This is a genomic window from Pseudomonas sp. MDT1-17, from assembly GCF_054898105.1.
Window position 1 is genome coordinate 5,803,944 of record NZ_JBUBVM010000001.1, and the last position, 26,207, is coordinate 5,830,150.

At 57.2% G+C, this 26,207-nt stretch carries 15 protein-coding genes, 2 tRNA genes and 3 rRNA genes; 8 read left to right on the forward strand and 12 right to left on the reverse strand.

Annotation, left to right across the window (positions count from 1 at the left end; genetic code table 11):
* Positions 1–2 precede the first annotated feature (2 nt).
* The 9 genes from recD to tyrS form a co-directional block, all read right to left on the reverse strand.
* Entirely contained in the window at positions 3–2,108 is a 2,106-nt protein-coding gene (gene recD / locus ACYZTX_RS26860; protein WP_462036558.1) for an exodeoxyribonuclease V subunit alpha, read from the reverse strand.
* A complete protein-coding gene (gene recB, locus ACYZTX_RS26865) occupies positions 2,105–5,791 on the reverse strand; it encodes an exodeoxyribonuclease V subunit beta (RefSeq protein WP_462036559.1) in 3,687 nt (1,228 codons plus the stop codon). Before recB ends, recD begins: the two co-directional genes overlap by 4 nt.
* Complete coding sequence (gene recC, locus ACYZTX_RS26870; RefSeq protein WP_462036560.1) at positions 5,791–9,240, reverse strand: exodeoxyribonuclease V subunit gamma; 3,450 nt, start codon at positions 9,238–9,240, stop codon at positions 5,791–5,793. Before recC ends, recB begins: the two co-directional genes overlap by 1 nt.
* 156 nt (positions 9,241–9,396) lie before the next feature.
* A 5S ribosomal RNA gene (gene rrf, locus ACYZTX_RS26875) occupies positions 9,397–9,512 on the reverse strand.
* Positions 9,513–9,667: 155 nt separating this feature from the next.
* Positions 9,668–12,559, reverse strand: a 23S ribosomal RNA gene (locus ACYZTX_RS26880).
* A gap of 251 nt (positions 12,560–12,810) precedes the next feature.
* A tRNA-Ala gene (locus ACYZTX_RS26885) sits at positions 12,811–12,886 on the reverse strand.
* 30 nt (positions 12,887–12,916) lie between these two features.
* A tRNA-Ile gene (locus tag ACYZTX_RS26890) sits at positions 12,917–12,993 on the reverse strand.
* 162 nt (positions 12,994–13,155) lie between these two features.
* Positions 13,156–14,694 (reverse strand): 16S ribosomal RNA (locus ACYZTX_RS26895).
* Together the 16S, 23S and 5S rRNA genes with 2 tRNA genes alongside form the textbook arrangement of a ribosomal RNA operon.
* A gap of 552 nt (positions 14,695–15,246) precedes the next feature.
* On the reverse strand, positions 15,247–16,446 hold the full coding sequence (gene tyrS, locus ACYZTX_RS26900) for a tyrosine--tRNA ligase (protein WP_462037119.1): 1,200 nt from the start codon (positions 16,444–16,446) through the stop codon (positions 15,247–15,249).
* 212 nt (positions 16,447–16,658) lie between these two features.
* Here tyrS and ACYZTX_RS26905 point away from each other — a divergent pair, with 212 nt between their 5' ends.
* Both ACYZTX_RS26905 and ACYZTX_RS26910 read left to right on the forward strand, forming a co-directional pair.
* On the forward strand, positions 16,659–18,095 hold the full coding sequence (locus tag ACYZTX_RS26905; RefSeq protein WP_462036561.1) for a peptidoglycan DD-metalloendopeptidase family protein: 1,437 nt from the start codon (positions 16,659–16,661) through the stop codon (positions 18,093–18,095).
* Between the two features lie 3 nt (positions 18,096–18,098).
* Positions 18,099–19,190, forward strand: a complete 1,092-nt coding sequence (locus ACYZTX_RS26910; RefSeq protein ID WP_462036562.1) for an anhydro-N-acetylmuramic acid kinase — start codon at positions 18,099–18,101, stop codon at positions 19,188–19,190.
* A gap of 80 nt (positions 19,191–19,270) precedes the next feature.
* Here ACYZTX_RS26910 and erpA read toward each other — a convergent pair whose 3' ends face one another.
* Together erpA and argC are read right to left on the reverse strand one after the other, a co-directional pair.
* Positions 19,271–19,621, reverse strand: coding sequence for an iron-sulfur cluster insertion protein ErpA (gene erpA / locus ACYZTX_RS26915; RefSeq protein ID WP_007947969.1), 351 nt, complete (start codon positions 19,619–19,621; stop codon positions 19,271–19,273).
* A gap of 167 nt (positions 19,622–19,788) precedes the next feature.
* Positions 19,789–20,823 carry an N-acetyl-gamma-glutamyl-phosphate reductase gene (gene argC / locus ACYZTX_RS26920; RefSeq protein ID WP_449646319.1) on the reverse strand — a complete coding sequence of 345 codons (1,035 nt, stop codon included), beginning with the start codon at positions 20,821–20,823 and terminating at the stop codon, positions 19,789–19,791.
* A 135-nt stretch (positions 20,824–20,958) separates the two neighbouring features.
* On the opposite strand from argC, the gene hemJ reads away from it, so the two are divergent.
* The 6 genes from hemJ to coq7 all read left to right on the forward strand — a co-directional run bounded on the left by hemJ (position 20,959) and on the right by coq7 (position 25,478).
* Complete coding sequence (gene hemJ, locus ACYZTX_RS26925; RefSeq protein WP_282481848.1) at positions 20,959–21,387, forward strand: protoporphyrinogen oxidase HemJ; 429 nt, start codon at positions 20,959–20,961, stop codon at positions 21,385–21,387.
* 33 nt (positions 21,388–21,420) lie between these two features.
* The gene (locus ACYZTX_RS26930; protein WP_462036563.1) at positions 21,421–22,389 is read left to right on the forward strand and encodes an NAD(P)H-dependent flavin oxidoreductase; all 969 of its coding nucleotides are present in this window, start codon (positions 21,421–21,423) and stop codon (positions 22,387–22,389) included.
* Between the two features lie 86 nt (positions 22,390–22,475).
* Entirely contained in the window at positions 22,476–23,441 is a 966-nt protein-coding gene (locus ACYZTX_RS26935) for a DUF805 domain-containing protein (protein WP_462036564.1), read from the forward strand.
* A 62-nt stretch (positions 23,442–23,503) separates the two neighbouring features.
* A complete protein-coding gene (locus tag ACYZTX_RS26940) occupies positions 23,504–24,292 on the forward strand; it encodes an SDR family NAD(P)-dependent oxidoreductase (RefSeq protein ID WP_462036565.1) in 789 nt (262 codons plus the stop codon).
* An 80-nt stretch (positions 24,293–24,372) separates the two neighbouring features.
* Entirely contained in the window at positions 24,373–24,711 is a 339-nt protein-coding gene (locus ACYZTX_RS26945) for a histidine triad nucleotide-binding protein (RefSeq protein ID WP_008147240.1), read from the forward strand.
* A 119-nt stretch (positions 24,712–24,830) separates the two neighbouring features.
* A complete protein-coding gene (gene coq7 / locus ACYZTX_RS26950) occupies positions 24,831–25,478 on the forward strand; it encodes a 2-polyprenyl-3-methyl-6-methoxy-1,4-benzoquinone monooxygenase (RefSeq protein ID WP_462036566.1) in 648 nt (215 codons plus the stop codon).
* Between the two features lie 125 nt (positions 25,479–25,603).
* Here coq7 and ACYZTX_RS26955 read toward each other — a convergent pair whose 3' ends face one another.
* Positions 25,604–26,026 (reverse strand): OsmC family protein, encoded by a 423-nt coding sequence (locus ACYZTX_RS26955; RefSeq protein ID WP_462036567.1) that lies wholly within the window; start codon positions 26,024–26,026, stop codon positions 25,604–25,606.
* Between the last annotated feature and the right edge of the window lie 181 nt (positions 26,027–26,207).

Genomic DNA, 26,207 nt, shown 5'->3' on the forward strand with positions numbered 1-26,207 from the left:
GCTCAGCATGATTCAACACCCTCCTCCAATTCCAGCATCAACCCGCTCAAACGCTTGACCTTGCGCCGCACCGCCTCTTCGAATACACCGGGACGAGGCTCGATCAGGGTGAACCAGTTTTTCGCCCGGGTAATCCCGGTATAGATCAGTTCCTTGGTGAGTACAGGGTTCAGGGCATCCGGCAGAATCAATGCCGTGTGGGCAAATTCCGAGCCCTGGGATTTGTGCACCGTCATCGCGTACACGGTTTCGACATCATTGAGCCGGCTCGGCAGAACAAACCGTACGCCGCCCTGACCATCATTGCGCGGGAACGCCACACGCAACACCTGCTTCCCTGCTTCCGGCCCATCACGTTCCGGGAGCTTGAGCGCAATGCCGATGTCGCCGTTCATCAAACCCAGACCATAATCGTTGCGGGTCATCAGCACCGGCCGACCTTCGTACCACTGCTGGTCGTTGTCGATCAGCCGAGCCTTGAGCAGCGCCGCGGTCACGCGTTGATTCAAACCTTCCACGCCCCACGGCCCTTTGCGTACGGCGCATAGCAATTGGAAGGCGTCGAAAGCTTGCAACACCTGCCGAGCCCAATCGGTCCAGCAGGGATCATTCAGCGTGTTGTCGAGCGGTGGTCGCAGGCTGCGCAAGAGAGTCAGGTAATGCCGATAACCCTGCGGTCCATCGCCATGGCCCTCAAGCAGCAAGCGTTCCAACGCCCGGTCCTGCTCCCCCTTGAGGGACAGGGAAAACACATCGTCGTGACTTCGAGCCGCCAACAACTTTCGAGCTTCTTCGGGTTGCTGCTGGTTAACCCAACGAGCCAGTTGGCCGATGCCGCTGCCCTCGCCGAACCGGCGTGAATGACGCAGCATCACAACCTGCTGGGCCAGGGGATGTGCCCCTTGGGTGTCTTCCTGCAAACCGCTGGCATCCAGGCTTTCACCACTGACCGCTTGCAGCCACAGGCGAGTCTGTGGGCTGTACCAACCGGCCTCGGCGTCGCGGCACAGGTCGCCTAGAACGGCGCCGGCCTCCACCGATGCCAGTTGATCCTTGTCTCCGAGCAGCACCAGGCGGGCATGGGCCGGCATCGCATCGAGCAGATTGGCCATCATTTCCAGATCGATCATCGAGGCTTCGTCCACCACCAGTACATCCAGTGGCAAGCGATTACCGGCGTGGTGACGGAAGTGTCGAGTACCGGGGCGACTGCCGAGCAAACGGTGAACGGTGGTGACGTCTGACGGGATCTTCACCCGTACGCCTTCAACGATTTCCAGGGTCCTGACCTGCTGACTGATGGACTCCGTCAGTCGGGCTGCAGCCTTGCCGGTGGGTGCCGCAAGACGGATGCGCAACGGCTTGCCCGCCTCGACCGCCGGCGCCTGGAGCAACGCCAGCAAACGCACGACCGTCGTCGTCTTGCCGGTCCCCGGGCCGCCGGTGATGATGCTGAAGGCGCTGCGGGTAGCGAGGGCACAGGCGAGTTTCTGCCAGTCGATCACTTCGCCAGGCTTTGCTTGGCCGAACAAACGGCTGAGGCGTTGGGGCAAATCATCCGGTGTGGTTTCGTGTTCCGCCAGGCGTTGGCGCAGCGAGCTGTCGATACGCCGTTCGTAAGCCCAGTAGCGACGCAGGTACAGACGTTTGCCCGATAACACCAATGGCCGATGCTGCGCCGCCTCACGGCCGTCGGCCGCCAATGCGACCAGACTGCTGGAGGCCAGGACCTTGCACCAATGGGCACCGTCCAGCGCCTCAAGCAATTGCGACGGCAGCAACATCGCGCCACTTTGCAGATCGCCTTCCGGTGGCAGCGACAGGGCGAAGTCCGGCTCCTTGAGCGTCTCGAATAAATCCAGGCACACATGACCGTGACCCAATTGATGACTGGCCAACGCAGCGGCCAGCAGCACCAGCGGATCATCGCTGGGAGCCAGTTCATGAAGAAAAGCAACGAAGGCTTTGTCCAGCGCTCGCAGCCAGCCGCGCTCAACCCAGCGTGTCAGCAATAGCAGCAAATCATCGGCGCGACTCAACGGCGCCAGATCGGCCAGGCTTTCGGCTGTCAACGGAGTGGGCAGCAAATCAGCAAAGGTGCGACTCATAGCAAAACTCCCTGTTCCCAGGCGGGTTCGGCCTTGGGTTCTGGCTTACCCTGGAACAGCCGGTCCAGACGCTCGATCAACTCCCGTGGAGGACGGGCGAAATACACGCCTTGGCTAGATGCGTGCGTACCGCGCAGGAACAGGTACAGCGCACCACCGACATGCCGGTCGTAATCGTAATCGACAAGTCGCGCCTTGAGCTGGCGATGCAGAGCCAACAGGTACAGCACGTATTGCAGGTCGTAACGGTTGTCGAGAATCGACTGCTCCATGGCCTGCTCGGTGTAGGCCGCGTCATCGACACCCAGCCAGTTGGATTTGTAGTCGGCGACGTAGTAGCGGCCGTCGTGCTCGAACGTCAGGTCGATGAAGCCTTTGAACATGCCATTGAGCAACACCGGCTCGGCAGCCACCCGGGCGACGCCGTTGTGGGTGTATTGGCGCACCAGCTCATCGAGCTTGAGCACATCGACCTTGTGGCTGGCGAACCAGAACTCCATCTCGACCCGGTACTGGGTCAGTTGCTCAAAGACCACGGGGGCCTGCCCGCCGCCGATATGCAGCGGGGACTCGAGCAGGTGCTGCAGCCAGTCGTTCAGGGTGGTTATCCAGCCCTCCCAGCCACGGCGGTTGCAGCGACGGGCAATAGCGTCTTCCACCGCTTGCGGGGTGGCGGCGAAACCTTCGTCGCCGGCCCATTCGAGCAAACCATGGAGAAAGGTGCCGGGGTTCGGACCACGAGGGAATCGATGGATATCAGCGCCTCCGGCCACTACTTCTCGTGGTGCTTGCGGATCGAGGCGTTCGTCGTCGAAGAGCTTTTGCGCTTGCGGACTCTCCGGCGCTTCATCGGTGCCCACGCTCATGCTGTCGCCAATGCGCAAGGCGCTGTAGGAGGCGATCCACCAGTTCTCGCTGGCCTTGCGTTTGGGGATCAGCGGAGCAAGCAACGTCGCATCGTTGTGCGGCGGATGGTAGTGCTCGACGGTCGCTTCAGGCATTTCACCGTAGCTCAGCGCAGGACAGTCCTGCTGCAGGTCTTCCAGCCAACGCTTCAAACCTGCCGAGTCGGCCAATGGTGCACCGCCCCCCAGTAGATAGCCCAATGCAGAAAGATGCAGCACCGAGCTGTTGTTATTGCCGCGCTTGAGATCAGTCACTCCAAGCCAGCAGGCGTGTTGCGCCCGGGTCAGGGCCACGTAAAGCAAGCGTAAATCCTCGGCAAGACGCTCATCATCCGCCTGAACAATCAACTCGGCCGTCGGCTTCAAGGTCACTTGTGACTTGCCCGAGGCATCGTGGTAATGCAACGGCAGGCGGCTGCCATCCACCGGTTTCGCCGAGCAAATGAACGGCAGGAACACCAAGGGATATTCAAGCCCCTTGGACTTGTGAATGGTCACGACCTTGACCAGTTGTTCGTCGCTCTCCAGACGCAAGATCTGCTCTTCGCCGGCCTGACCGGACAACGCCAGATGCTCGGACAAATGACGGATCAGCGCTTGCTCACCATCGAGTTCGGCAGCCGCCTGTTGCAGCAACTCGGACAGGTGCAGCAAATTGGTCAGCACCCGCTCGCCGTCACTGCGCGTGATCAATGTCTGAGGCAACTGGAAGTCATGCAGCAACCGCCGCAGCATGGGCAACACGCCCTGCTTGCGCCAGAGCTCGCGATAACCGCGGAACTGCATGACCCGTGCTTCCCAGGCCAGTTCGTCCTGATTGAGCCGTTCCAGTTCAGCCAGTGACAGGTTCAGCGTGATGCAGGCCAACGCGGCTCGCAGTGGACGCTCGACATCCGGCTCGGCGCAGGCCTTGAGCCAGGTCAGCAGATCGTGGGCCTCCTGGGCGGCAAACACCGAGTCCTTGTCCGACAGATAGACGCTGCGCACGCCACGAGCGGAGAGTTCACCGCGCACGGCTTGAGCCTCTTTGCCGTCGCGCACCAGGATCGCGATGTCCGCTGGCAGCAACCCTCTGAAGTCCTTGCCGTCTTGTATGAAGCCCGCGCGACCTTGTTGCCCGCCGTTGAGCAAAGCGGTGATTTCACTGGCGCAAGTGGCGGCCAGTTGTTGTCGATAAACCGCGCCGGACAATGGCTGCTCGGCGGACAAATGCCAAAGTTTCAGGGCGGGCACAACCTGACCGTCGATGTGTAGAACTTCTTTGCGTCCCTGGGATTCGACGGGCAGGAACGGTACCGGGTTCTCGCCATTCTTTTCACGAAACAGGAAGGCGCCGCGCCCGGTCTCGCGAGACTCGGCACGCTCGAACACATGGTTCACGGCACCGACCATGCCATGACTTGAACGGAAATTGGTGCCCAGGGTATGCAGACGGCCAGCGGTGGCCTGGCGAGCGCGCAGGTAGGTATAGATGTCGGCACCACGGAAAGCGTAGATCGCTTGCTTCGGATCGCCGATCAGGAACAGACCGCATTCGGGATTGTTGTCTTCGATGCGATAGATGCTCTCGAAGATCCGGTACTGCACTGGGTCGGTGTCCTGGAACTCGTCGATCAACGCCACCGGGAACTGCTCGCGGATCAAGGTTGCCAGGCGCTCACCGCCATCGGACTGGAGGGCGGCGTCGAGCCGCAGCAACATGTCATCAAAGCCCATTTCCGCGCGGCGACGCTTTTCTTCCTCGAACCGTGTACCGACCCACTGGGCCGCGTGCTGCAACACGACGGCATCAGGAGCCGGCAATCCATCGAGACTGATCTTGAGGCCGGGCATGGCATCCAGTCCCGGATGACGGGGTACTTCGCCCTTCCAGGCTTCAGCCATACCCTCGGGAGTCAGGCGCGTGAATCCGGTGCCGATATCCAATTGCTCAACGGATTCGTCTTCAGCCCAGGCCCTGATCTTTTCGAACCAGGGCTCGAAATAGCGCGCCTGCATTTTTCGACCGTCGACACTCTTGCTCGCGACACCCTGATGGCAGATGGCAAGCAATTCGTCCGCCCACTGGCGCCAGGGCATCTTGAGTTCGAGCAAGGCAGCACGCCGCTCTTGCAGACACTCCGTGATCAGTTCGGCAGGCTCTTTACCTTCAACACTGTCTCGCTCACTGGCGAACAAACCACGTAATCGCGGCAGCAATGCCGCCGGACCGCCCCAATTGCCGCGCACCCAGTTCAGCGCATCCCCTTGCATCGGGTAACAGAACCGCCGCCAGTAGTCGCGCAGGACCTCGCCCAGCAAGTCGCTGTGATCGGTTTCAAGGGTCTGTGTAAACAGGCTGCCACTGTCGAACGCGTGCTCGCGCAACATGCGCTGGCACCAACTGTGGATAGTCGAAACGGCCGCCTCGTCCATCCACTGCGCGGCGATGTCCAGGCGGTTTGCGCACCCGGACCACTGCTCGGGTAGATACTCTTCACGAAGCTCCGCGATAAGGCTATCGGGCGCCGGTGTTTCATCGCGAAAAAAACGCGCAGCTTCAGCTAGACGTGTGCGGATACGTTCGCGCAATTCTTTAGTCGCGGCATCGGTGAACGTCACAACGAGGATTTGCGGCGGCAACAGTTCACGTCCGAAGCCACTCGACTCTGCGCCGTGGCCTAGAACCAACCGCAGATAAAGCGCGGAAATGGTGAAGGTCTTGCCGGTCCCGGCGCTTGCCTCGATCAGTTGGCTGCCGCGCAGGGGAAATGCCAAGGCCAGAGGTTTAGTGGTCATCAGCTCGCCTCCTCGCTGTTCAATGAACGCCAAGGCGCTTCAAGCAGCGGCCGATACAATGCGTTGCACCAATCCGGGAACGTTTCGTCTGCGGTAAGCGTGTCGTAGTCGGCGAACTGCCGTGCGAGGGCCGCGCTTTCGCGACGCTCGCCGTCGGTGGTCAGTCCATCGCCCTCATAAGCCTTGCGGGCTGCGGCTTGGGCTTTGACCGGATCAGTTTGACCAAGCCATGCGAAGCCGGTCTTCACTGCAATCGGCAGTGGTTGGCGCATGCCCGTTTGCCAAGCCATTAACAGGTCACCCAGAATCCGCAAGGCTGCATCCTCCTCTATCGGACCGAGCAGCAGACTGTCGTCACTGGCCACCAACGCCGTGGTCATCGCCATACCGCTGGCGCAAGCAACCAGATGATTGACCCATGGCCGTGTCAGCCGATGCCATTTGCGAGACTTGATCGAGCCGATGCTGTTGGGGATTGTAGTGACCGACAGCAAACCACCGTCCGCACGTTGATGCAGGCCGCTGAGCCAACCTTCCAGGCGCAACCCCCGCAACTGCAGATTCACTGGCAAAGCGTTGGTAAGCGGCGTTGGCCATAACGCCAAAAGCTGCTGGTAACGCTGCAGCAGATCCGGCAACGGTTCGATCAACTCTCGCTGAAGGCATTCGCCGAATCCGGCCATGGGCAGGAGCCCACTGTTTTGCAGACGTTTTGCCTGTGCTTCCAGTACTTGGTCGGTGCTATCCAGATGTCCCCGCGCCGCTTCGAGCAAGCTGTCGCTGAGGCTGTAACGTTGCAACGCGTCGAGTACAAATGGCTCTTCATCAGCCAAGGGCACTTCAGCCGCTTCGAAGTACACCTTCAGTCGCTGACTGAAGAAATGTCGCACAGGATTACGCAAGAAGTCCTGCAATTGACCGAGACTCAGCGGCTCCTCCTGAACGTAGGGATCAAGGACCTCGATATCAGACGCTAGCGCAAGGGGGTGATGAAGTACCTGCCACTCATTCGCGTAGCTGAACAGGTCATCGCCTTCATGGAAGTAGCGGGCGCTGAAAGGTTGCAGTGGATGTTCCTGAGTGATGGCCTCAAGCAGATCTTCGTCGACATGATGCAATCGCCAACCGCTGGCCAGGTGATCTCGTAATTGGCCAATCAGTACTGACGCGGGGCGCTCACTGTTATCGCGAATGCTGCGGCCGACCCAACTGATATAGAGTTGGTCACGCGCCGACAACAGTGCTTCCAACAGCAGATAGCGGTCATCTTCTCGTCGGGAGCGATCGCCAGGACGGTAATCACTGCCCATGAGGTCGAAGTCCAGTGGCGGCTGCGCGCGCGGGTAGTCCCCGTCATTCATGCCCAGCAGGCAGACCAGTTTGAACGGGATCGCTCGCATGGGCATCAAGGTGCAGAAGTTAACAGCACCGGCCAGAAAACGCTGGGACAAACGGCCCTGGTCAAGGCCGGCGAGCCAGGCTTCACGGACCACGGTCAACGGCAGTTCATCATGCAAGCCAACTGACTCGCAGGTCTCAAGCCAGGTTTCACGCAGCTCTTCGAGTTGGGCCAACACGTAGTCGTCATGCTCGTTACTGGCCTGGAAGAACAGCTGAACCAGTGCATGCAACCGAAAGCCCCATTGTTTGGGAGCTGCGGGTTGCGAGAGTTCCTGGTGGGCAATCTCCAATGCATCCAGTAGCGCGACCAAAGGCCCAATGAGCGCGGCATCCAGACCACCGATCTCGTCGTACGGTTCAATACCTTCACAGGCACTGGCACTGCCCACGGCATAGCCGAGCAGCATCCGTCGCAGGCCGAAACGCCAACTGTTTTGCTCCAGCTCCTGCGGCAGACCGAGACCCGCGCGCTGCTCCGCATTCATGCCCCAGCGGATGCCTGCACCTTCGATCCACCGGTGCAGGGTCGGCAGATCGCGTTCCTCTACACCGAAGCGAGTGCGTAGTGCAGGAACGTCCAGCAGATCGAGGATCTCGCTCACAGGGAAACGGCTGTCGGGCAGTTTGAGCAGATGCTCGATAGCAATCAGTAGCGGATCACGGCCACGTTGGCCTTGATCTGCGAGCGTGAAGGGAATGAAACGCGGGTCGTGGCGTTCAAGCTGAGCAAACACCGCACGAATATGGGGTGCGTAGCTGTCGATGTCAGGGACCATCACGATCACATCGCGAGGCCTTAAGTCCGGATCAGCACTGAAGCGTGCGAGCAACTGGTCGTGGAGAATCTCCACTTCGCGCTGGGCACTATGGGCGATGTGAAAACGGATCGACTCGTCGTTCGCCGGATCGATGGCCGGCCAGCGCTCGCGAGTCTCGTTCAAGGGGCGCAATTCAAGAATGTCGTCCTGCAATTGATTGAGCATGTTCTGCGGCTGGCTATCGCTGAACAGATCGATACGACCATCCCGGAATGCCGAGCGATAGCTGTTGGGATCGTCATAGCTGTCGAGCAGATTGATGTAGTCCCGCCCCTGCTTGCCCCATGCCGCCAGTAGCGGATGGGCATGCTGATGAAGGGTTTGTGGGTCGAGCACAACCGGCATTCCGCTCTTGCGAGCCTGACGCTTGTACTGATGCCGCAACAGGTCTTTATCGGCGACGATGTCTGCCCAATGGTGACGACACGGGTTATGTACGCAAAGCAGAACCTGGCTGAACCGGGCCAGTCCCGCAAGTGCTTCCAGGGCTTGAGCGGGCAGTGAAGAAATCCCGAAAACGATCACCCGTGAAGGCAATCCGCTGGGGGCTACGTCGAGGCTGTTGATGCGCTCGATAAACCGTTGATGGACGCCGGCTCGGCTTTGCGCCATGCCCTGTTCACCCACATCCAGCAACAGCGCGCGCCACAACTCTGCCTGCCAGCAGTTAGCCGGGGTCAGCGGTTTGGTTTCGCCTCTGCCATTGCGTAATTGATGACGACCTTCCGCCCAGTCTTCAAGCCAGTCGGCCCTATACACCTGGTATTGGTCAAACAAATCCGCCAGCCGCTCGGCCAACTGATAGCGTTTGCGTAAATCGGTGTCATGGGTAAGGAAGCGCTGCAGCGGTTCGAAGTGCGGTTGATTGATCAACTGGGGAAGCAGGCGCATCAGACGCCAGGTCAAGGGCGCTTTATCGAGCAGGGATTTGACCGGGATTTCGTCACGTCCGAGCACCATGCGATAGAGCTGCCACATGAAGCTCCCCGGTAACTGCACGTCGATGGCTGCGGCGATTCCGCAGCCGCCCATGTCGTCATCTTCGGGGTCTTCCGCCAATGCCAGCTTCAGCCATTGGGCGATGCCGTTGCTCTGTACCAAGGCAATTTCGTTTTCCAAGGGAGCCAGCGGGTAACGCCGCATCCAGCTGACCACCAGGCTGCGCAACTCGTCCAGGCGGTTGCCGTGAACCACCATAAAACCAGCACTGAGGGACGTCGCGTCCGGCATAAAGGCTTCCTTGGAAAAATACAAAAGCTAGGGCCGAACCTTAGCATTGTCGGGAGACTGTGACAGCCGGGAGCCGTCCGGTATTGCTGTGAGAACTTTCCTGCGGACAAAACAAAACCCCTACCTGCATACGCAGATAGGGGTTTCGGAATTTAATCTTGACGATGACCTACTCTCACATGGGGAAACCCCACACTACCATCGGCGATGCATCGTTTCACTGCTGAGTTCGGGATGGGATCAGGTGGTTCCAATGCTCTATGGTCGTCAAGAAATTCGGTAGCCAGGTCGTGGGCCTTTTCAGGTTCACGCTCCAGCGAATGGGTAGGCGATAGATTTGTGTGTTGCCTTGCGAATTTTCGACTGGTGTCGTCTTCACACACCGCAATCTGGCCTCTTTCGAGTTCACAAATTGCTTGGGTGTTATATGGTCAAGCCTCACGGGCAATTAGTATTGGTTAGCTCAACGCCTCACAGCGCTTACACACCCAACCTATCAACGTCGTAGTCTTCGACGGCCCTTCAGGGGACTCAAGGTCCCAGTGAGATCTCATCTTGAGGCTAGTTTCCCGCTTAGATGCTTTCAGCGGTTATCTATTCCGAACATAGCTACCCGGCAATGCCACTGGCGTGACAACCGGAACACCAGAGGTTCGTCCACTCCGGTCCTCTCGTACTAGGAGCAGCCCCTCTCAAATCTCAAACGTCCACGGCAGATAGGGACCGAACTGTCTCACGACGTTCTAAACCCAGCTCGCGTACCACTTTAAATGGCGAACAGCCATACCCTTGGGACCGGCTTCAGCCCCAGGATGTGATGAGCCGACATCGAGGTGCCAAACACCGCCGTCGATATGAACTCTTGGGCGGTATCAGCCTGTTATCCCCGGAGTACCTTTTATCCGTTGAGCGATGGCCCTTCCATACAGAACCACCGGATCACTAAGACCTACTTTCGTACCTGCTCGACGTGTCTGTCTCGCAGTCAAGCGCGCTTTTGCCTTTATACTCTACGACCGATTTCCGACCGGTCTGAGCGCACCTTCGTACTCCTCCGTTACTCTTTAGGAGGAGACCGCCCCAGTCAAACTACCCACCATACACTGTCCTCGATCCGGATAACGGACCTGAGTTAGAACCTCAAAGTTGCCAGGGTGGTATTTCAAGGTTGGCTCCACGCGAACTGGCGTCCACGCTTCAAAGCCTCCCACCTATCCTACACAAGCAAATTCAAAGTCCAGTGCAAAGCTATAGTAAAGGTTCACGGGGTCTTTCCGTCTAGCCGCGGATACACTGCATCTTCACAGCGATTTCAATTTCACTGAGTCTCGGGTGGAGACAGCGCCGCCATCGTTACGCCATTCGTGCAGGTCGGAACTTACCCGACAAGGAATTTCGCTACCTTAGGACCGTTATAGTTACGGCCGCCGTTTACCGGGGCTTCGATCAAGAGCTTCGCGTTAGCTAACCCCATCAATTAACCTTCCGGCACCGGGCAGGCGTCACACCCTATACGTCCACTTTCGTGTTTGCAGAGTGCTGTGTTTTTAATAAACAGTCGCAGCGGCCTGGTATCTTCGACCGGCATGGGCTTACGCAGTAAATGCTTCACCCTCACCGGCGCACCTTCTCCCGAAGTTACGGTGCCATTTTGCCTAGTTCCTTCACCCGAGTTCTCTCAAGCGCCTTGGTATTCTCTACCCAACCACCTGTGTCGGTTTGGGGTACGGTTCCTGGTTACCTGAAGCTTAGAAGCTTTTCTTGGAAGCATGGCATCAACCACTTCGTCACCCAAAGGGTAACTCGTCATCAGCTCTCGGCCTTAGAATCCCGGATTTACCTAAGATTCCAGCCTACCACCTTAAACTTGGACAACCAACGCCAAGCTGGCCTAGCCTTCTCCGTCCCTCCATCGCAATAACCAGAAGTACAGGAATATTAACCTGTTTTCCATCGACTACGCTTTTCAGCCTCGCCTTAGGGACCGACTAACCCTGCGTCGATTAACGTTGCGCAGGAAACCTTGGTCTTTCGGCGTGGGTGTTTTTCACACCCATTGTCGTTACTCATGTCAGCATTCGCACTTCTGATACCTCCAGCAAGCTTCTCAACTCACCTTCACAGGCTTACAGAACGCTCCTCTACCGCATCACCTAAGTGATACCCGTAGCTTCGGTGTATGGTTTGAGCCCCGTTACATCTTCCGCGCAGGCCGACTCGACTAGTGAGCTATTACGCTTTCTTTAAAGGGTGGCTGCTTCTAAGCCAACCTCCTAGCTGTCTAAGCCTTCCCACATCGTTTCCCACTTAACCATAACTTTGGGACCTTAGCTGACGGTCTGGGTTGTTTCCCTTTTCACGACGGACGTTAGCACCCGCCGTGTGTCTCCCATGCTCGGCACTTGTAGGTATTCGGAGTTTGCATCGGTTTGGTAAGTCGGGATGACCCCCTAGCCGAAACAGTGCTCTACCCCCTACAGTGATACATGAGGCGCTACCTAAATAGCTTTCGAGGAGAACCAGCTATCTCCGAGCTTGATTAGCCTTTCACTCCGATCCACAGGTCATCCGCTAACTTTTCAACGGTAGTCGGTTCGGTCCTCCAGTTAGTGTTACCCAACCTTCAACCTGCCCATGGATAGATCGCCCGGTTTCGGGTCTATTCCCAGCGACTAGACGCCCTATTAAGACTCGCTTTCGCTACGCCTCCCCTATTCGGTTAAGCTCGCCACTGAAAATAAGTCGCTGACCCATTATACAAAAGGTACGCAGTCACCCAACAAAGTGGGCTCCCACTGCTTGTACGCATACGGTTTCAGGATCTATTTCACTCCCCTCTCCGGGGTTCTTTTCGCCTTTCCCTCACGGTACTAGTTCACTATCGGTCAGTCAGTAGTATTTAGCCTTGGAGGATGGTCCCCCCATATTCAGACAAAGTTTCTCGTGCTCCGTCCTACTCGATTTCATGACTAAGAGATTTTCGCGTACAGGGCTATCACCCACTATGGCCGTACTTTCCAGAACGTTCCGCTAATCTCAAAGCCACTTAAGGGCTAGTCCCCGTTCGCTCGCCACTACTAAGGGAATCTCGGTTGATTTCTTTTCCTCAGGGTACTTAGATGTTTCAGTTCCCCTGGTTCGCCTCTTAAGCCTATGTATTCAGCTTAAGATAACCATCTTATGATGGCTGGGTTCCCCCATTCAGACATCTCCGGATCAAAGTCTGTTTGCCGACTCCCCGAAGCTTTTCGCAGGCTACCACGTCTTTCATCGCCTCTGACTGCCAAGGCATCCACCGTATGCGCTTCTTCACTTGACCATATAACCCCAAGCAATCTGGTTATACTGTGAAGACGACATTCGCCGAAAATTCGCATTCTTACTCATTAAGAGCAACTCACAAATTTTACCTTAGCCTGATCCGTTACCAGTGAAAGTAACGTCCAGTCTATCTTTCTATCACATACCCAAATTTTTAAAGAACGATCTAGCCAAAGACTAGAAATCAACATTCACCATCATCACGATGGAATGCTCATTTCTAAGCTTTCAACAAACAGAAGCAGTTAGTGGTGGAGCCAAACGGGATCGAACCGTTGACCTCCTGCGTGCAAGGCAGGCGCTCTCCCAGCTGAGCTATGGCCCCGTATTTCTACAGGCGTTTCCCACACAAAATTGGTGGGTCTGGGCAGATTCGAACTGCCGACCTCACCCTTATCAGGGGTGCGCTCTAACCAACTGAGCTACAGACCCAATTTCGAGCTATAAGGCCGACCTCACCCTGCTCTCTACCACAAAGCATGGGGTGCGCTCTAACCAACCAAGCTACAACCCGTCAGGGCTGCTTCTTTATCGTCTTCTTCAATGAATCAAGCAATTCGTGTGGGAGCTTATGGAGCAGCTGATGTCGTCGATTAAGGAGGTGATCCAGCCGCAGGTTCCCCTACGGCTACCTTGTTACGACTTCACCCCAGTCATGAATCACACCGTGGTAACCGTCCTCCCGAAGGTTAGACTAGCTACTTCTGGTGCAACCCACTCCCATGGTGTGACGGGCGGTGTGTACAAGGCCCGGGAACGTATTCACCGCGACATTCTGATTCGCGATTACTAGCGATTCCGACTTCACGCAGTCGAGTTGCAGACTGCGATCCGGACTACGATCGGTTTTCTGGGATTAGCTCCACCTCGCGGCTTGGCAACCCTCTGTACCGACCATTGTAGCACGTGTGTAGCCCAGGCCGTAAGGGCCATGATGACTTGACGTCATCCCCACCTTCCTCCGGTTTGTCACCGGCAGTCTCCTTAGAGTGCCCACCATGACGTGCTGGTAACTAAGGACAAGGGTTGCGCTCGTTACGGGACTTAACCCAACATCTCACGACACGAGCTGACGACAGCCATGCAGCACCTGTCTCAATGTTCCCGAAGGCACCAATCCATCTCTGGAAAGTTCATTGGATGTCAAGGCCTGGTAAGGTTCTTCGCGTTGCTTCGAATTAAACCACATGCTCCACCGCTTGTGCGGGCCCCCGTCAATTCATTTGAGTTTTAACCTTGCGGCCGTACTCCCCAGGCGGTCAACTTAATGCGTTAGCTGCGCCACTAAGAGCTCAAGGCTCCCAACGGCTAGTTGACATCGTTTACGGCGTGGACTACCAGGGTATCTAATCCTGTTTGCTCCCCACGCTTTCGCACCTCAGTGTCAGTATCAGTCCAGGTGGTCGCCTTCGCCACTGGTGTTCCTTCCTATATCTACGCATTTCACCGCTACACAGGAAATTCCACCACCCTCTACCATACTCTAGCTCGACAGTTTTGAATGCAGTTCCCAGGTTGAGCCCGGGGATTTCACATCCAACTTAACGAACCACCTACGCGCGCTTTACGCCCAGTAATTCCGATTAACGCTTGCACCCTCTGTATTACCGCGGCTGCTGGCACAGAGTTAGCCGGTGCTTATTCTGTCGGTAACGTCAAAACAGCAAAGTATTAATTTACTGCCCTTCCTCCCAACTTAAAGTGCTTTACAATCCGAAGACCTTCTTCACACACGCGGCATGGCTGGATCAGGCTTTCGCCCATTGTCCAATATTCCCCACTGCTGCCTCCCGTAGGAGTCTGGACCGTGTCTCAGTTCCAGTGTGACTGATCATCCTCTCAGACCAGTTACGGATCGTCGCCTTGGTGAGCCATTACCTCACCAACTAGCTAATCCGACCTAGGCTCATCTGATAGCGCAAGGCCCGAAGGTCCCCTGCTTTCTCCCGTAGGACGTATGCGGTATTAGCGTCCGTTTCCGAGCGTTATCCCCCACTACCAGGCAGATTCCTAGGCATTACTCACCCGTCCGCCGCTCGCCACCAGGTACAAGTACCCGTGCTGCCGCTCGACTTGCATGTGTTAGGCCTGCCGCCAGCGTTCAATCTGAGCCATGATCAAACTCTTCAGTTCAAACATCTTTGGGTTTTTAAGAAACCCTAAACTTGGCTCAGCAATCGTTGGTTACATCTTTGATTTCTCGCGGAGTAACTTGTGATGCTGATAATCTTGTTGACTATCAGTCTGACTCCACAAGCACCCACACGAATTGCTTGATTCAGTTGTTAAAGAGCGGTTGGTTAAGATCTTTCGTCTCAACCGAGGCGCGCATTCTACAGCAGCCTCTGTTGCTGTCAAGCGATTATTTTCAGAAGTTTTCAAAGTTTCCTTTGTAACTTCAACCACTTGCGCTTCCGATCTCTCGTTAGCGGGAGGCGAATTCTACAGCGTTACTCGCTGCTGTCAACACCTCTTTTACACCGCTTTCGACCGAGAAGATCGAACCGTTAAAAGAGCCACACAACCCCGCTCTCTCAACTCCTTCTGGGCTTCGATGACCTGAAGCAACCCGCTGCCGAAAACTGCGTAACTCATTGTTTACCAAGGAGTTTTCCGTTTCGACTGCGCCGGAAGTGGGGCGAATTATAGACTTCCAGAATCTGCCGTCAACCCCTTATTTCAGCTTTATTCGGATTTGAGCGTAATACGTGCAAATGCCTTCTTCCCCGCCTGGCAAACATGGGTAGCACCCAGTGCGTATATAAAGGTGCGGTCAACAACCTCACCATCTATACGCACACCTCCCGAACCCAGAAGGTCGCGCGCGACAGCCGAGTTCTTCACCAGCCCTGCTTTATTAAGGACGGCTGCAATCGGCATATCCTCGGCAGCCGTCAATTCGATCTCTGGAAGATCATCCGGCAACTCGCCTTCCTTCATACGGTTACCCGCCGCACGGTGAGCATTGGCCGCAGCCTCCTCACCATGGAAACGCGCGACGATCTCTTCAGCCAACTTGATCTTGATGTCGCGCGGATTTGCGCCCGCCTCAACATCCACACGGAACGCATTGATCTCATCCATGGAGCGGAAGCTGAGCAACTCGAAGTACCGCCACATCAGCGCATCCGGAATGGAAACCAATTTGCCGTACATCACACCCGGCGCTTCCTGAATACCCACGTAGTTGCCCAAGGACTTGGACATCTTCTTCACACCATCCAGACCTTCGAGCAGCGGCATGGTCAAAATGCACTGAGCCTCCTGGCCATATCCACGCTGCAGTTCACGCCCCATCAACAGGTTGAACTTCTGATCGGTACCGCCCAGCTCGACATCCGCACGCAAAGCGACCGAGTCATAGCCCTGAACCAGCGGATAGAGAAACTCGTGAATGGCGATTGGCTGATTGGTTGTGTAGCGCTTGTAGAAGTCGTCGCGCTCGAGCATGCGAGCCACGGTGTACTGGGAGGTCAGACGAATGAAGTCTGCAGGCCCCATCTGATCCATCCAGGTGGAGTTGAACGCAACTTCAGTTTTCGCCGGATCAAGAATCTTGAAGACTTGGGTCTTGTAGGTCTCGGCATTCTCGAGAACCTGCTCACGGGTAAGCGGAGGACGTGTTGCACTCTTGCCGCTCGGATCACCGATCATCCCGGTGAAGTCACCTATAAGGAAGATGACCTGGTGGCCCAGTTCCTGGAACTGACGCAGCTTATTAATAAGCACGGTATGACCCAGGTGCAAATCCGGCGCGGTCGGATCGAAGCCTGCCTTGATACGTAGCGGCTGGCCACGCTTGAGCTTTTCGATCAGTTCGGACTCGACCAACAGTTCTTCCGCACCACGTTTGATCAGCGCTAGCTGCTCTTCAACCGACTTCATAACAGACCCGCAAGGCTCGAATTCAAAGGGAACCAACCATACAAGATCGCGCGTCAAATACAAGTTCTGCCCGGCGCACGGACGCCAATCCACGAACAGAACGTTCGCGGACTTGCTTCAGAGATGATTTGGTTATATTTTATACAGTTATTTCATCTTCATCATGTCATTCATCTTTTCCAATTCATCTTTTTTCAAAGTCAAAATTACCTATGACCAAAGAATCGTCTAAAGCGCCGCCGCTTTACCCGAAGACCCACCTGCTCGCAGCAAGTGGCATCGCCGCCCTGCTGAGCCTGGCGCTTCTGGTATTCCCTTCCAGTGATGTTGAAGCCAAAAAGACAACCCTGAGTCTTGAACTGGAAAGCCCTGCTGAACAACTGACACAAGATCAAGACGCTGCCGAGGCCGTCCAGGCCACAAATGAGCCAGCAGCCTCCCCTTTCGCGCAGATCGAAAACAGCACTGAAGAACCCCAGGAAACCGCTCAGGCCGCACCGGCGCCCGCCCCCACGCCCGTCCCTGTAATCGAAGAAAAAAAATCTCCAAACCACCGGGAAGTGATCGTTTCTAAAGGCGATACGCTCTCCACACTGTTCGAGAAAGTCGGTCTTCCAGCAACTTCGGTGCATGAAGTGCTGACCAGCGACAAACAGGCCAAGCAGTTCAGCCAACTCAAACATGGCCAGAAACTTGAATTCGAACTGAGCCCCGATGGCCAGTTGACCAACTTGCACAGCAAGGTCAGCGACGTCGAAAGCATCACCCTGACCAAGAATGACAAGGGTTATGCGTTCAACCGCATTACCGCCAAGCCTACCGTGCGCTCCGCCTACGTTCATGGCGTGATCAACAGTTCGCTGTCGCAATCCGCTGCACGGGCCGGCCTGTCCCACAGCCTGACCATGGACATGGCCAGCGTGTTTGGCTATGACGTCGACTTCGCCCAGGATATTCGCCAGGGTGACGAGTTCGATGTCATCTACGAACAGAAAGTCGTCAACGGCAAGGCCGTCGGCAATGGCCCGATCCTTTCCGCGCGCTTCACCAACCGCGGCAAGACCTACACCGCCGTGCGTTACATCAATAAACAAGGCAACAGCAGCTACTACACCGCTGACGGCAACAGTATGCGCAAGGCGTTTATCCGCACGCCGGTGGACTTTGCACGCATCAGTTCGAAATTCTCCATGGGCCGCAAGCACCCAATCCTGAACAAGATCCGCGCCCACAAAGGCGTCGACTATGCAGCGCCGCGTGGCACCCCAATCAAGGCAGCCGGTGACGGCAAAGTGTTGTTGGCCGGACGCCGCGGTGGCTACGGCAACACCGTGATAATCCAGCACGGCAATACCTACCGTACGCTGTATGGCCACATGCAGGGCTTTGCCAAGGGCGTCAAGACTGGCGGTAGCGTCAAGCAGGGCCAGGTGATCGGTTACATCGGCACAACCGGGCTTTCCACCGGCCCTCACTTGCACTATGAATTCCAGGTCAATGGCGTACACGTCGACCCACTGGGCCAGAAGGTGGCGATGGCCGACCCAATCTCCAAAGCTGAACGCGCACGTTTCCTCGCGCAGAGCCAACCGCTGATGGCGCGTATGGATCAAGAGAAGTCCACGCAGCTCGCTTCGAGCAAGCGATAAGCCATGACGCTCTACATAGGTGTGATGTCCGGGACCAGCCTCGATGGCCTGGATATTGCGCTGGTCGAGCTGACCCCGGCGATCAAACTGATCGCCACGCACTACATTCCCATGCCTGATTCCCTGCGCACCGAGCTGCTCGGCTTGTGCGCCAGCGGCCCGGATGAGATTGCCCGCTCTGCCATTGCCCAGCAGAACTGGGTGAAGCTGGCAGCACAGGGCATTCATACTCTCCTTGATCAACAAAACCTGAAGCCGGAAGACATTCGTGCAATCGGCAGCCACGGCCAGACCATCCGCCACGAACCCGCGCGCGGTTTCACGGTGCAAATCGGCAACCCTGCCCTACTGACGGAGTTGAGCGGCATCACCGTGGTCAGCGACTTCCGTAGCCGCGATGTGGCAGCCGGAGGGCAAGGCGCGCCCCTGGTTCCAGCCTTTCACGAAGCGTTGTTCGAAGAACAGCCTGGCAATCGTGCGGTATTGAACGTTGGCGGTTTCAGCAACCTGAGTTTGATTGAACCTGGCAAGCCTGTTGCGGGTTTCGACTGTGGCCCGGGCAATGTCCTGCAAGATGCGTGGATTCACAAGCAACGCGGCGACAACTTTGATCGCGACGGCCAATGGGCTGCCAGCGGCAAGGTCGAACCGATTCTTTTGAAAGAATTGCTCAGCGATCCGTTCTTCGTGACCAAAGGCCCCAAGAGCACCGGTCGCGAAGTATTCAACCTGCCATGGCTGACACAACATCTGGCACAGCTGCCGACCTTCGCCACCGAAGACGTGCAGGCAACGCTGCTTGAACTGACCGCACTGACTATCGTCGAGTCACTGCAAAACGCCCAATCAGACACCCAGGAACTGCTTGTCTGTGGCGGCGGCGCGCACAACGCTACGCTGATGAACCGCTTGGCCAGCTTGCTGCCGAATGCCAAGGTCAGCAGCACCGCGGCTTACGGTGTAGACCCGGACTGGGTCGAAGCGATGGCCTTCGCCTGGCTGGCCCATTGCTGCCTGGAAGGCATTGCTGCCAATCGCCCAAGCGTCACCGGCGCCCGTGGCCTGCGCGTACTCGGCGCCATCTACCCTGCCTGACTATCCATACCGAATCCCGGACAGCAAAACGCCGCAGAGCCCTGAGGCCATGCGGCGCTTGGTGATGCGGTGAATTGCGATCAGATCGAGAACGAAGAGCCGCAGCCACACGTGGTGCTGGCGTTCGGGTTCTTGATCACGAAACGCGAACCTTCCAGACCTTCCTGATAATCCACCTCGGCGCCTGCCAGGTATTGGAAGCTCATCGGATCGACCACCAGACTCACACCTTCGCGTTCGACAATGGTGTCGTCATCGGCCACTTCTTCATCGAAGGTGAAGCCGTACTGAAAACCTGAACAACCACCGCCCGTAACGAATACGCGCAGCTTCAAGCGATCATTCCCCTCTTCATCGACCAGGCTCTTCACCTTGTGCGCGGCACCGTGGGTGAATTGCAAAGCCGTGGGGGTGAAGGATTCGACGCTCATGCTAACTATCTCCCGGCGTTACGCCGCCATAATGCGTGATGACGCGCATTATCCGCTTCTCCTACAAAATTGGTCAACTATTGTTATGGTATATCAATCAACACATTTGCCCGCCCGAAATGCAAAAAGGCCCGTCAGACGGGCCTTTTTGCTGGGCTGAATAAACCTTACGGCAGCATACCTGCGTGGGACAGACCCAAGCGCTCATCCAGACCGAACAGAATGTTCAGGTTCTGCACCGCTTGACCCGACGCGCCTTTGACCAGGTTGTCGATCACCGACAACACCACCACCAGATCACCATCCTGCGGACGATGCACGGCAATACGGCAAACGTTGGCACCGCGCACGCTGCGGGTTTCCGGATGACTGCCGGCCGGCATGACATCGACAAACGGTTCGTTGGCATAACGCTTTTCAAACAGCGCCTGCAGATCCACCGAGCGATCCACGACGGTCGCGTAGAGCGTCGAGTGGATGCCTCGAATCATTGGCGTCAGGTGCGGAACGAAGGTCAGACCGACATCCTTGCCCGCTGCGCGACGCAGACCCTGGCGAATTTCCGGCAAGTGACGGTGCCCTTTGACAGCGTAAGCCTTCATGCTTTCCGACGTCTCGGCGTACAGCGAACCGACGGAAGCCCCACGACCAGCGCCACTGACGCCGGATTTGCAGTCAGCGATCAAGCGGGTGGTATCGGCCAGACCTGCTTCAAGCAATGGCAGGAAACCCAATTGCGTAGCCGTCGGGTAGCAACCCGGCACAGCGATCAGGCGAGCCTGCTTGATTTGCTCGCGATTGACTTCCGGCAAGCCATAGACCGCCTCTTCCAGCAGTTCCGGTGCACCGTGAGGCTGACCGTACCACTTGGCCCATTCTTCGGCGTCCTGCAGACGGAAGTCCGCCGACAGGTCGATGACCTTGGTGCCGGCAGCCAGCAACTCGCCGGCCAGCGCATGAGCAACACCGTGAGGCGTAGCGAAGAACACCACGTCACAAGCGCCCAGCGTTTTGATGTCCGGAACGCTGAATGCCAGGCCATCGTAATGACCGCGCAGGTTCGGATACATATCAGCCACGGCCATACCGGCCTCGGATCGGGAAGTGATGACTGCCACTTCAGCTTGCGGATGCTGCGCCAACAGACGCAGCAGTTCGACACCGGTGTAACCCGTGCCGCCGACGATACCGACCTTGACCATAAACCTGCCCTCAACGAACCCACTGGAAAGCCGTCGATAATAGGGCCCGCATCGTCTTGCGACAACCGGCAAGGTGACGTGCGGAGCTTCAACCCTCTACTATTCGGGCTACCGTGAACCTGGGAATAACTAAAAATGCTTTATCTGTGGCTCAAAGCGCTTCACATCGTCAGCATGGTCTGCTGGTTTGCCGGCCTGTTCTACCTGCCGCGCCTGTTCGTTTATCACGCCCAAAGCGAAGACACTGTCAGCAAAGAACGCTTCAGCATTATGGAGCGCAAGCTGTACCGCGGCATCATGGGGCCGGCAATGATCGCCACGCTGGTTTTCGGCATTGCACTGATCGCCTTGAACCCCAGCATATTCAGTCAAGGTGCCTGGATTCACGCGAAGTTGACGCTGGTGGTGATCCTGATCGGCTACCACCACATGTGCGGCGCCCAGGTAAAACGTTTTGCCCGTGGCGAGAACACCCGCAGCCATGTCTTTTATCGCTGGTTCAATGAAGTGCCGGTTCTGATATTGCTGGCTATTGTAATTCTGGTTGTCGTTCGGCCGTTCTAACTCCAATAAGCACAACTCACCGGGGTACTTCCAATGTCGCTGCCCGCTCTGCTCGAACAACGTTTGCGCCTGCCTGTGGTGGCAGCGCCGATGTTCCTGATCTCCAACCCTCAACTGGTGCTCGCCTGCTGCCGTAATGGCGTGGTGGGCAGCTTCCCCGCGCTGAACCAGCGCGAGAGCAGTGGCTTCAAGGCCTGGCTTGAAGAGATCGAAGCAGGGTTGGCAACACTGGAGAATCCGGCGCCTTTTGCGGTGAACCTGATCGTCCACAACAGTAACCCGCGGCTGCAAGCGGATCTGGAGATCTGTATCGAGCACAAAGTGCCGATCGTGATCACCAGCCTCGGCGCCGTGAAAGAACTGGTCGATGCCGTGCACAGCTATGGTGGTCTGGTGTTTCATGACGTGACGACTCGTCGTCATGCAGAGAAAGCCGCCGAGGCCGGGGTCGACGGTTTGATCGCCGTGGCAGCAGGCGCCGGTGGACACGCCGGGACCTGGAGCCCGTTCTCGCTGATTGCCGAGATACGCCAATTCTTCGACAAGACCCTGCTGCTGGCCGGTTGCCTGAACCACGGCCACGAGATTCTCGCGGCACAATTGCTCGGCGCGGATCTGGCCTACTTCGGTACGCGATTTATCGGCACCACCGAAAGCCACGCGCCCGACGCCTATAAAGAAATGCTGCTGACTGCCAGAGCGGCGGACATCGTCCATACTCCAGCGGTGTCGGGAGTACCGGCGAGCTTTATGCGTCAGAGCCTTGAGGCTGCGGGTTTCGACATGGCAGCGCTGCAAGGCAAGGGTGAGGTGAACTTCGGCTCCAAACTCAAGCCTATAAGCGATGAAGCCAAGGCCTGGAAAACCGTTTGGTCCGCAGGCCAGGGTGTCGGCGAAATCGATGACCTGCCAAGTGTTGATCAGTTGGTCGCTCGTCTTGATGTCGAGTACCGCAAAGCACTGGAGCTGGCGGCGGCGCTGCCCAAGCGCTGGCCACGCTGACAGTAAAACTTGGCCAGTCCATTCCGGCTGGCCTTACACTTCACGCGCAATACTCCCTAAAACACTCGCGACAAGGATGCCTCGCAATGAGCGAAATCCGTTTCAAGATCGTATTCGACGGCGCTCTACTGCCAGGTGTTGACGTAACCACCGCCAAGCTCAATCTCGCCGAGTTGTTCAAAAGCGATGTGGCTGCCATGGAGCGGCTGTTCAGTGGCAAACCGATTGCACTCAAACGCGACCTGTCACAAACCGATGCCCAGACTTATCTCCAGGCGCTGACCAAAACCGGTATCGATGCCCGGATCGAATCCGAACCTTCGATCGAGCTGAACCTGTCTGACGTTCATGAACACCCCCCTGCCGTTGCAGCAGATCCTGAATCCCCTTATGCACCACCCCGAGCGATCGTCGGCGAAGCCTTGCCTGAATTTTCCTCACTCAAGGCGTTCAGTTTCGGGGGCCGCATCGGCCGCTTGCGCTACCTGGCCTGGACGATGTCCCTGACGCTGGTGACCCTTGGTGTTGGCGCTGTGCTTGCTGTTTTCGGCTTGGCCCTCATCAGTACGGACTCGAGCGCCGGCCTGATTCTCGGTGGCTTGCTGGCCTTTGTTCTCTTCGTGGCACTCGCGTTCGTCAGCATTCAGTTCAGTGTCCAGCGTCTGCATGATATCGGCTGGTCTGGCTGGCTCTGGCTGCTGACCCTCGTGCCGTTTGTGGGCAGCATCTTTCCGTTCGTGATGATGATTGCGCCGGGTAATAACACCGCAAACCGATACGGTGCGCCACCACCGCCCAACAGCACCGCGGTCAAGGTACTGTCTTCGTTGTGGCTGGTGTTTATCGCGCTCCTGTTCATCGGCGGACTGACCGGTGGCCTTACTACCATTCAAAGCGAATACGAAAGCGCCACCCAGAGCAGCTATGAAAGTGACTCCGTGACCACCGAAGAGATCGAAGATCAGACCGCTGTGGAAGCAGAGCCGGCGCCAAATTCAGCCGACGATGCAGCCGAAGAAGCCCAGCCCCCTGTAGACTCTGCGAACGAATGAACAGCGCTCCCCGCCCGTGACACCTGCGTCGCCGGCGCGGAGCTGTTGCGATGGAGAAATGCATGACCCGTTACGCTCTGATCACTGGCGCTTCCAGCGGCATCGGCCTGGCGATGGCCGAAGCGCTGGCCCGGCGCGGCCGCAGCCTGATTCTGGTGGCCCGTCAGCGTGATCAGCTGGAAAGTATTGCGATTGAACTGACTCAACGGTTTGGCGTGGAAGTGTTGTTCCGAGCCTGTGACCTTGGCGAGCCGCTACGGCTGTCCGGATTTCTGCTGGAGCTGGAGGAAGGTGACCGACAGATCGATTTGCTGGTCAACTGCGCCGGCATCGGTACTTGCGGCCCTTTCCTGGCCCAGGACTGGATGACCGAGCAGGACCTGATCGAAGTGAACATCCTCGCGCTCACTCGCCTGTGTCACGCGATCGGCAACAGTATGGCGCTGCAGGGCGGCGGGCAGATTTTGAATGTCGCCTCGGTTGCGGCGTTCCATCCCGGCCCATGGATGAGTACCTACTACGCCAGCAAGGCTTATGTGCTGCACTTTTCCGAAGGGTTGCGCGTCGAACTGAAAAAATGCGCGGTCAAGGTGTCGGTGCTCTGCCCCGGCCCTACCCGCACGGCGTTTTTCCGCACTGCGCAATTGGACGCTGGCAAACTGGTCGACAGCAAAATACTGATGAGCCCCGAGGAAGTCGCGCTCTATACCGTGCGGGCTCTCGAGAAAAATCGCGCCATCATTATTCCGGGGCGACGCAACCGCTGGCGCGCCTTCCTGCCGCGGCTCGGCTCACGCTGGCTGACCCGGACAATCGCAGGCATGGTCAACAAGGCTTACTGCCCGCGCTGATCGCCCCTCAAGGTAAAAGGCTGGGCTCGGGCATACCCCATGGTTACACTCAGGCCAGCCCAAACAACGGAGAAACAGCTGTGGATACTCTGTTCACCAAGATCATCAACCGGGAAATCCCGGCCAAGATCATCTACGAGGACGACCAGGTACTGGCCTTCCACGACATCGCCCCACAGGCACCGGTGCATTTTCTGGTGATCCCGAAAAAAGCGGTGCGCACGCTTAACGACCTGACCGAGGACGACAAGGCACTGGCTGGGCACATTCTGTTCACAGCCCAGCGTCTGGCCCTGGAGCTGGGCTGCGAAGAGGGCTTCCGTGTGGTCATGAACTGTAATCCACTGGGTGGGCAGACCGTCTATCACATTCATATGCACGTGCTGGGTCAGCGCCAGATGCATTGGCCGCCGGGCTGATTGCAGTAAAACCTGTGGGAGCGGCGGTGTGACTTGCTCGCTCCCACAAATGACCCAACGCAAACCTTCGCCGGCCGATTGGGTTAAACTGGCCGTCGAGATTCTTCCCGGAGGTCAGCATGACTACCCAACGTCACTACTCGCCGATTGACCGTCTTCTGCTGCAAGCCGATGCCGCGATGCGTACCTTGCTACCCTTCAGTGGCCAGCCGTACCGTCCTTCGCCCGCTATCGTGCAGCCGGATGCGCAAATGAGCGACGAAGACACCCGGCACGTCGCCGGCCTGATGCGCATCAACCATACCGGCGAAGTCTGTGCCCAGGCGCTGTATCAGGGTCAGGCCCTGACCGCCAAGCTGCCGCAAGTGCGCGCAGCCATGGAACATGCCGCCGAAGAAGAAATCGACCACCTGGTCTGGTGCGAACAACGCATAAAACAGCTGGGCAGCCACACCAGCATTCTCAATCCGCTGTTCTACGGCATGTCGTTCGGGATTGGCGCGGTGGCCGGGTTGATCAGCGATAAAGTCAGCCTGGGTTTCGTTGCCGCCACCGAGCATCAGGTCTGCAAACACCTGAACGAACACCTTGAGCAACTGCCGGCCGAGGACGAAAAGTCCCGGGCAATCCTCGAGCAGATGCGCATTGATGAAGAACACCACGCCGAAAGCGCGCTGGAGGCTGGGGGTTTCCGCTTCCCGACACCGGTGAAGTTCGGTATGAGCCTGATGGCCAAGGTAATGACCAAGAGTACTTATCGGATCTGATAACTGCATTGCTCTTGAGCGCCTCTTCGCGAGCAGGCTCGCTCCCACAATGGCTCTGCGTCAGCAATAAAAAAGGCGACTACCGCAAAGTAGTCGCCTTTTTTGTGTTCGATGTTGATGTCGATTCAACCGAGTTCGATGATCTCGTAGTCATGGGTAATTTCCACGCCAGCCGCGCCGAGCATGATCGATGCCGAGCAATACTTCTCGGCAGACAGCTCGATGGCGCGTTTGACCTGGGCTTCTTTAAGCCCGCGGCCCTTGACCACGAAGTGCATGTGGATTTTGGTGAAAACCTTCGGATCTTCGTTGGCGCGCTCGGCTTCGAGGAAGGCTTCGCAGCTTTCAACGGCCTGACGGGACTTCTTGAGGATGCTGACCACATCAAAATTGCTGCAACCGCCAACACCCAGCAGGAGCATTTCCATCGGCCGGACACCCAGGTTGCGACCGCCGGCATCGGGCGGACCGTCCATGACCACGACATGACCGCTGCCGGATTCACCGAGGAACATGGCTTCGCCAGCCCATTGGATGCGTGCCTTCATCGCCAAGACTCCACTGTATAAAAAAGGGTCGCCAGCTTAGCACAGGGCCCTTGATTGACAGCGTTCGCCTTCGTAGGACATAACCATCTGCGTCGTAGGTAAATGTTCGAATATTGCAGGAAGTGTCTGTTAAGCTGGCGCCAATTCGCTGGCGCATAGCCAGCTTTGTAGCAACCTCAGC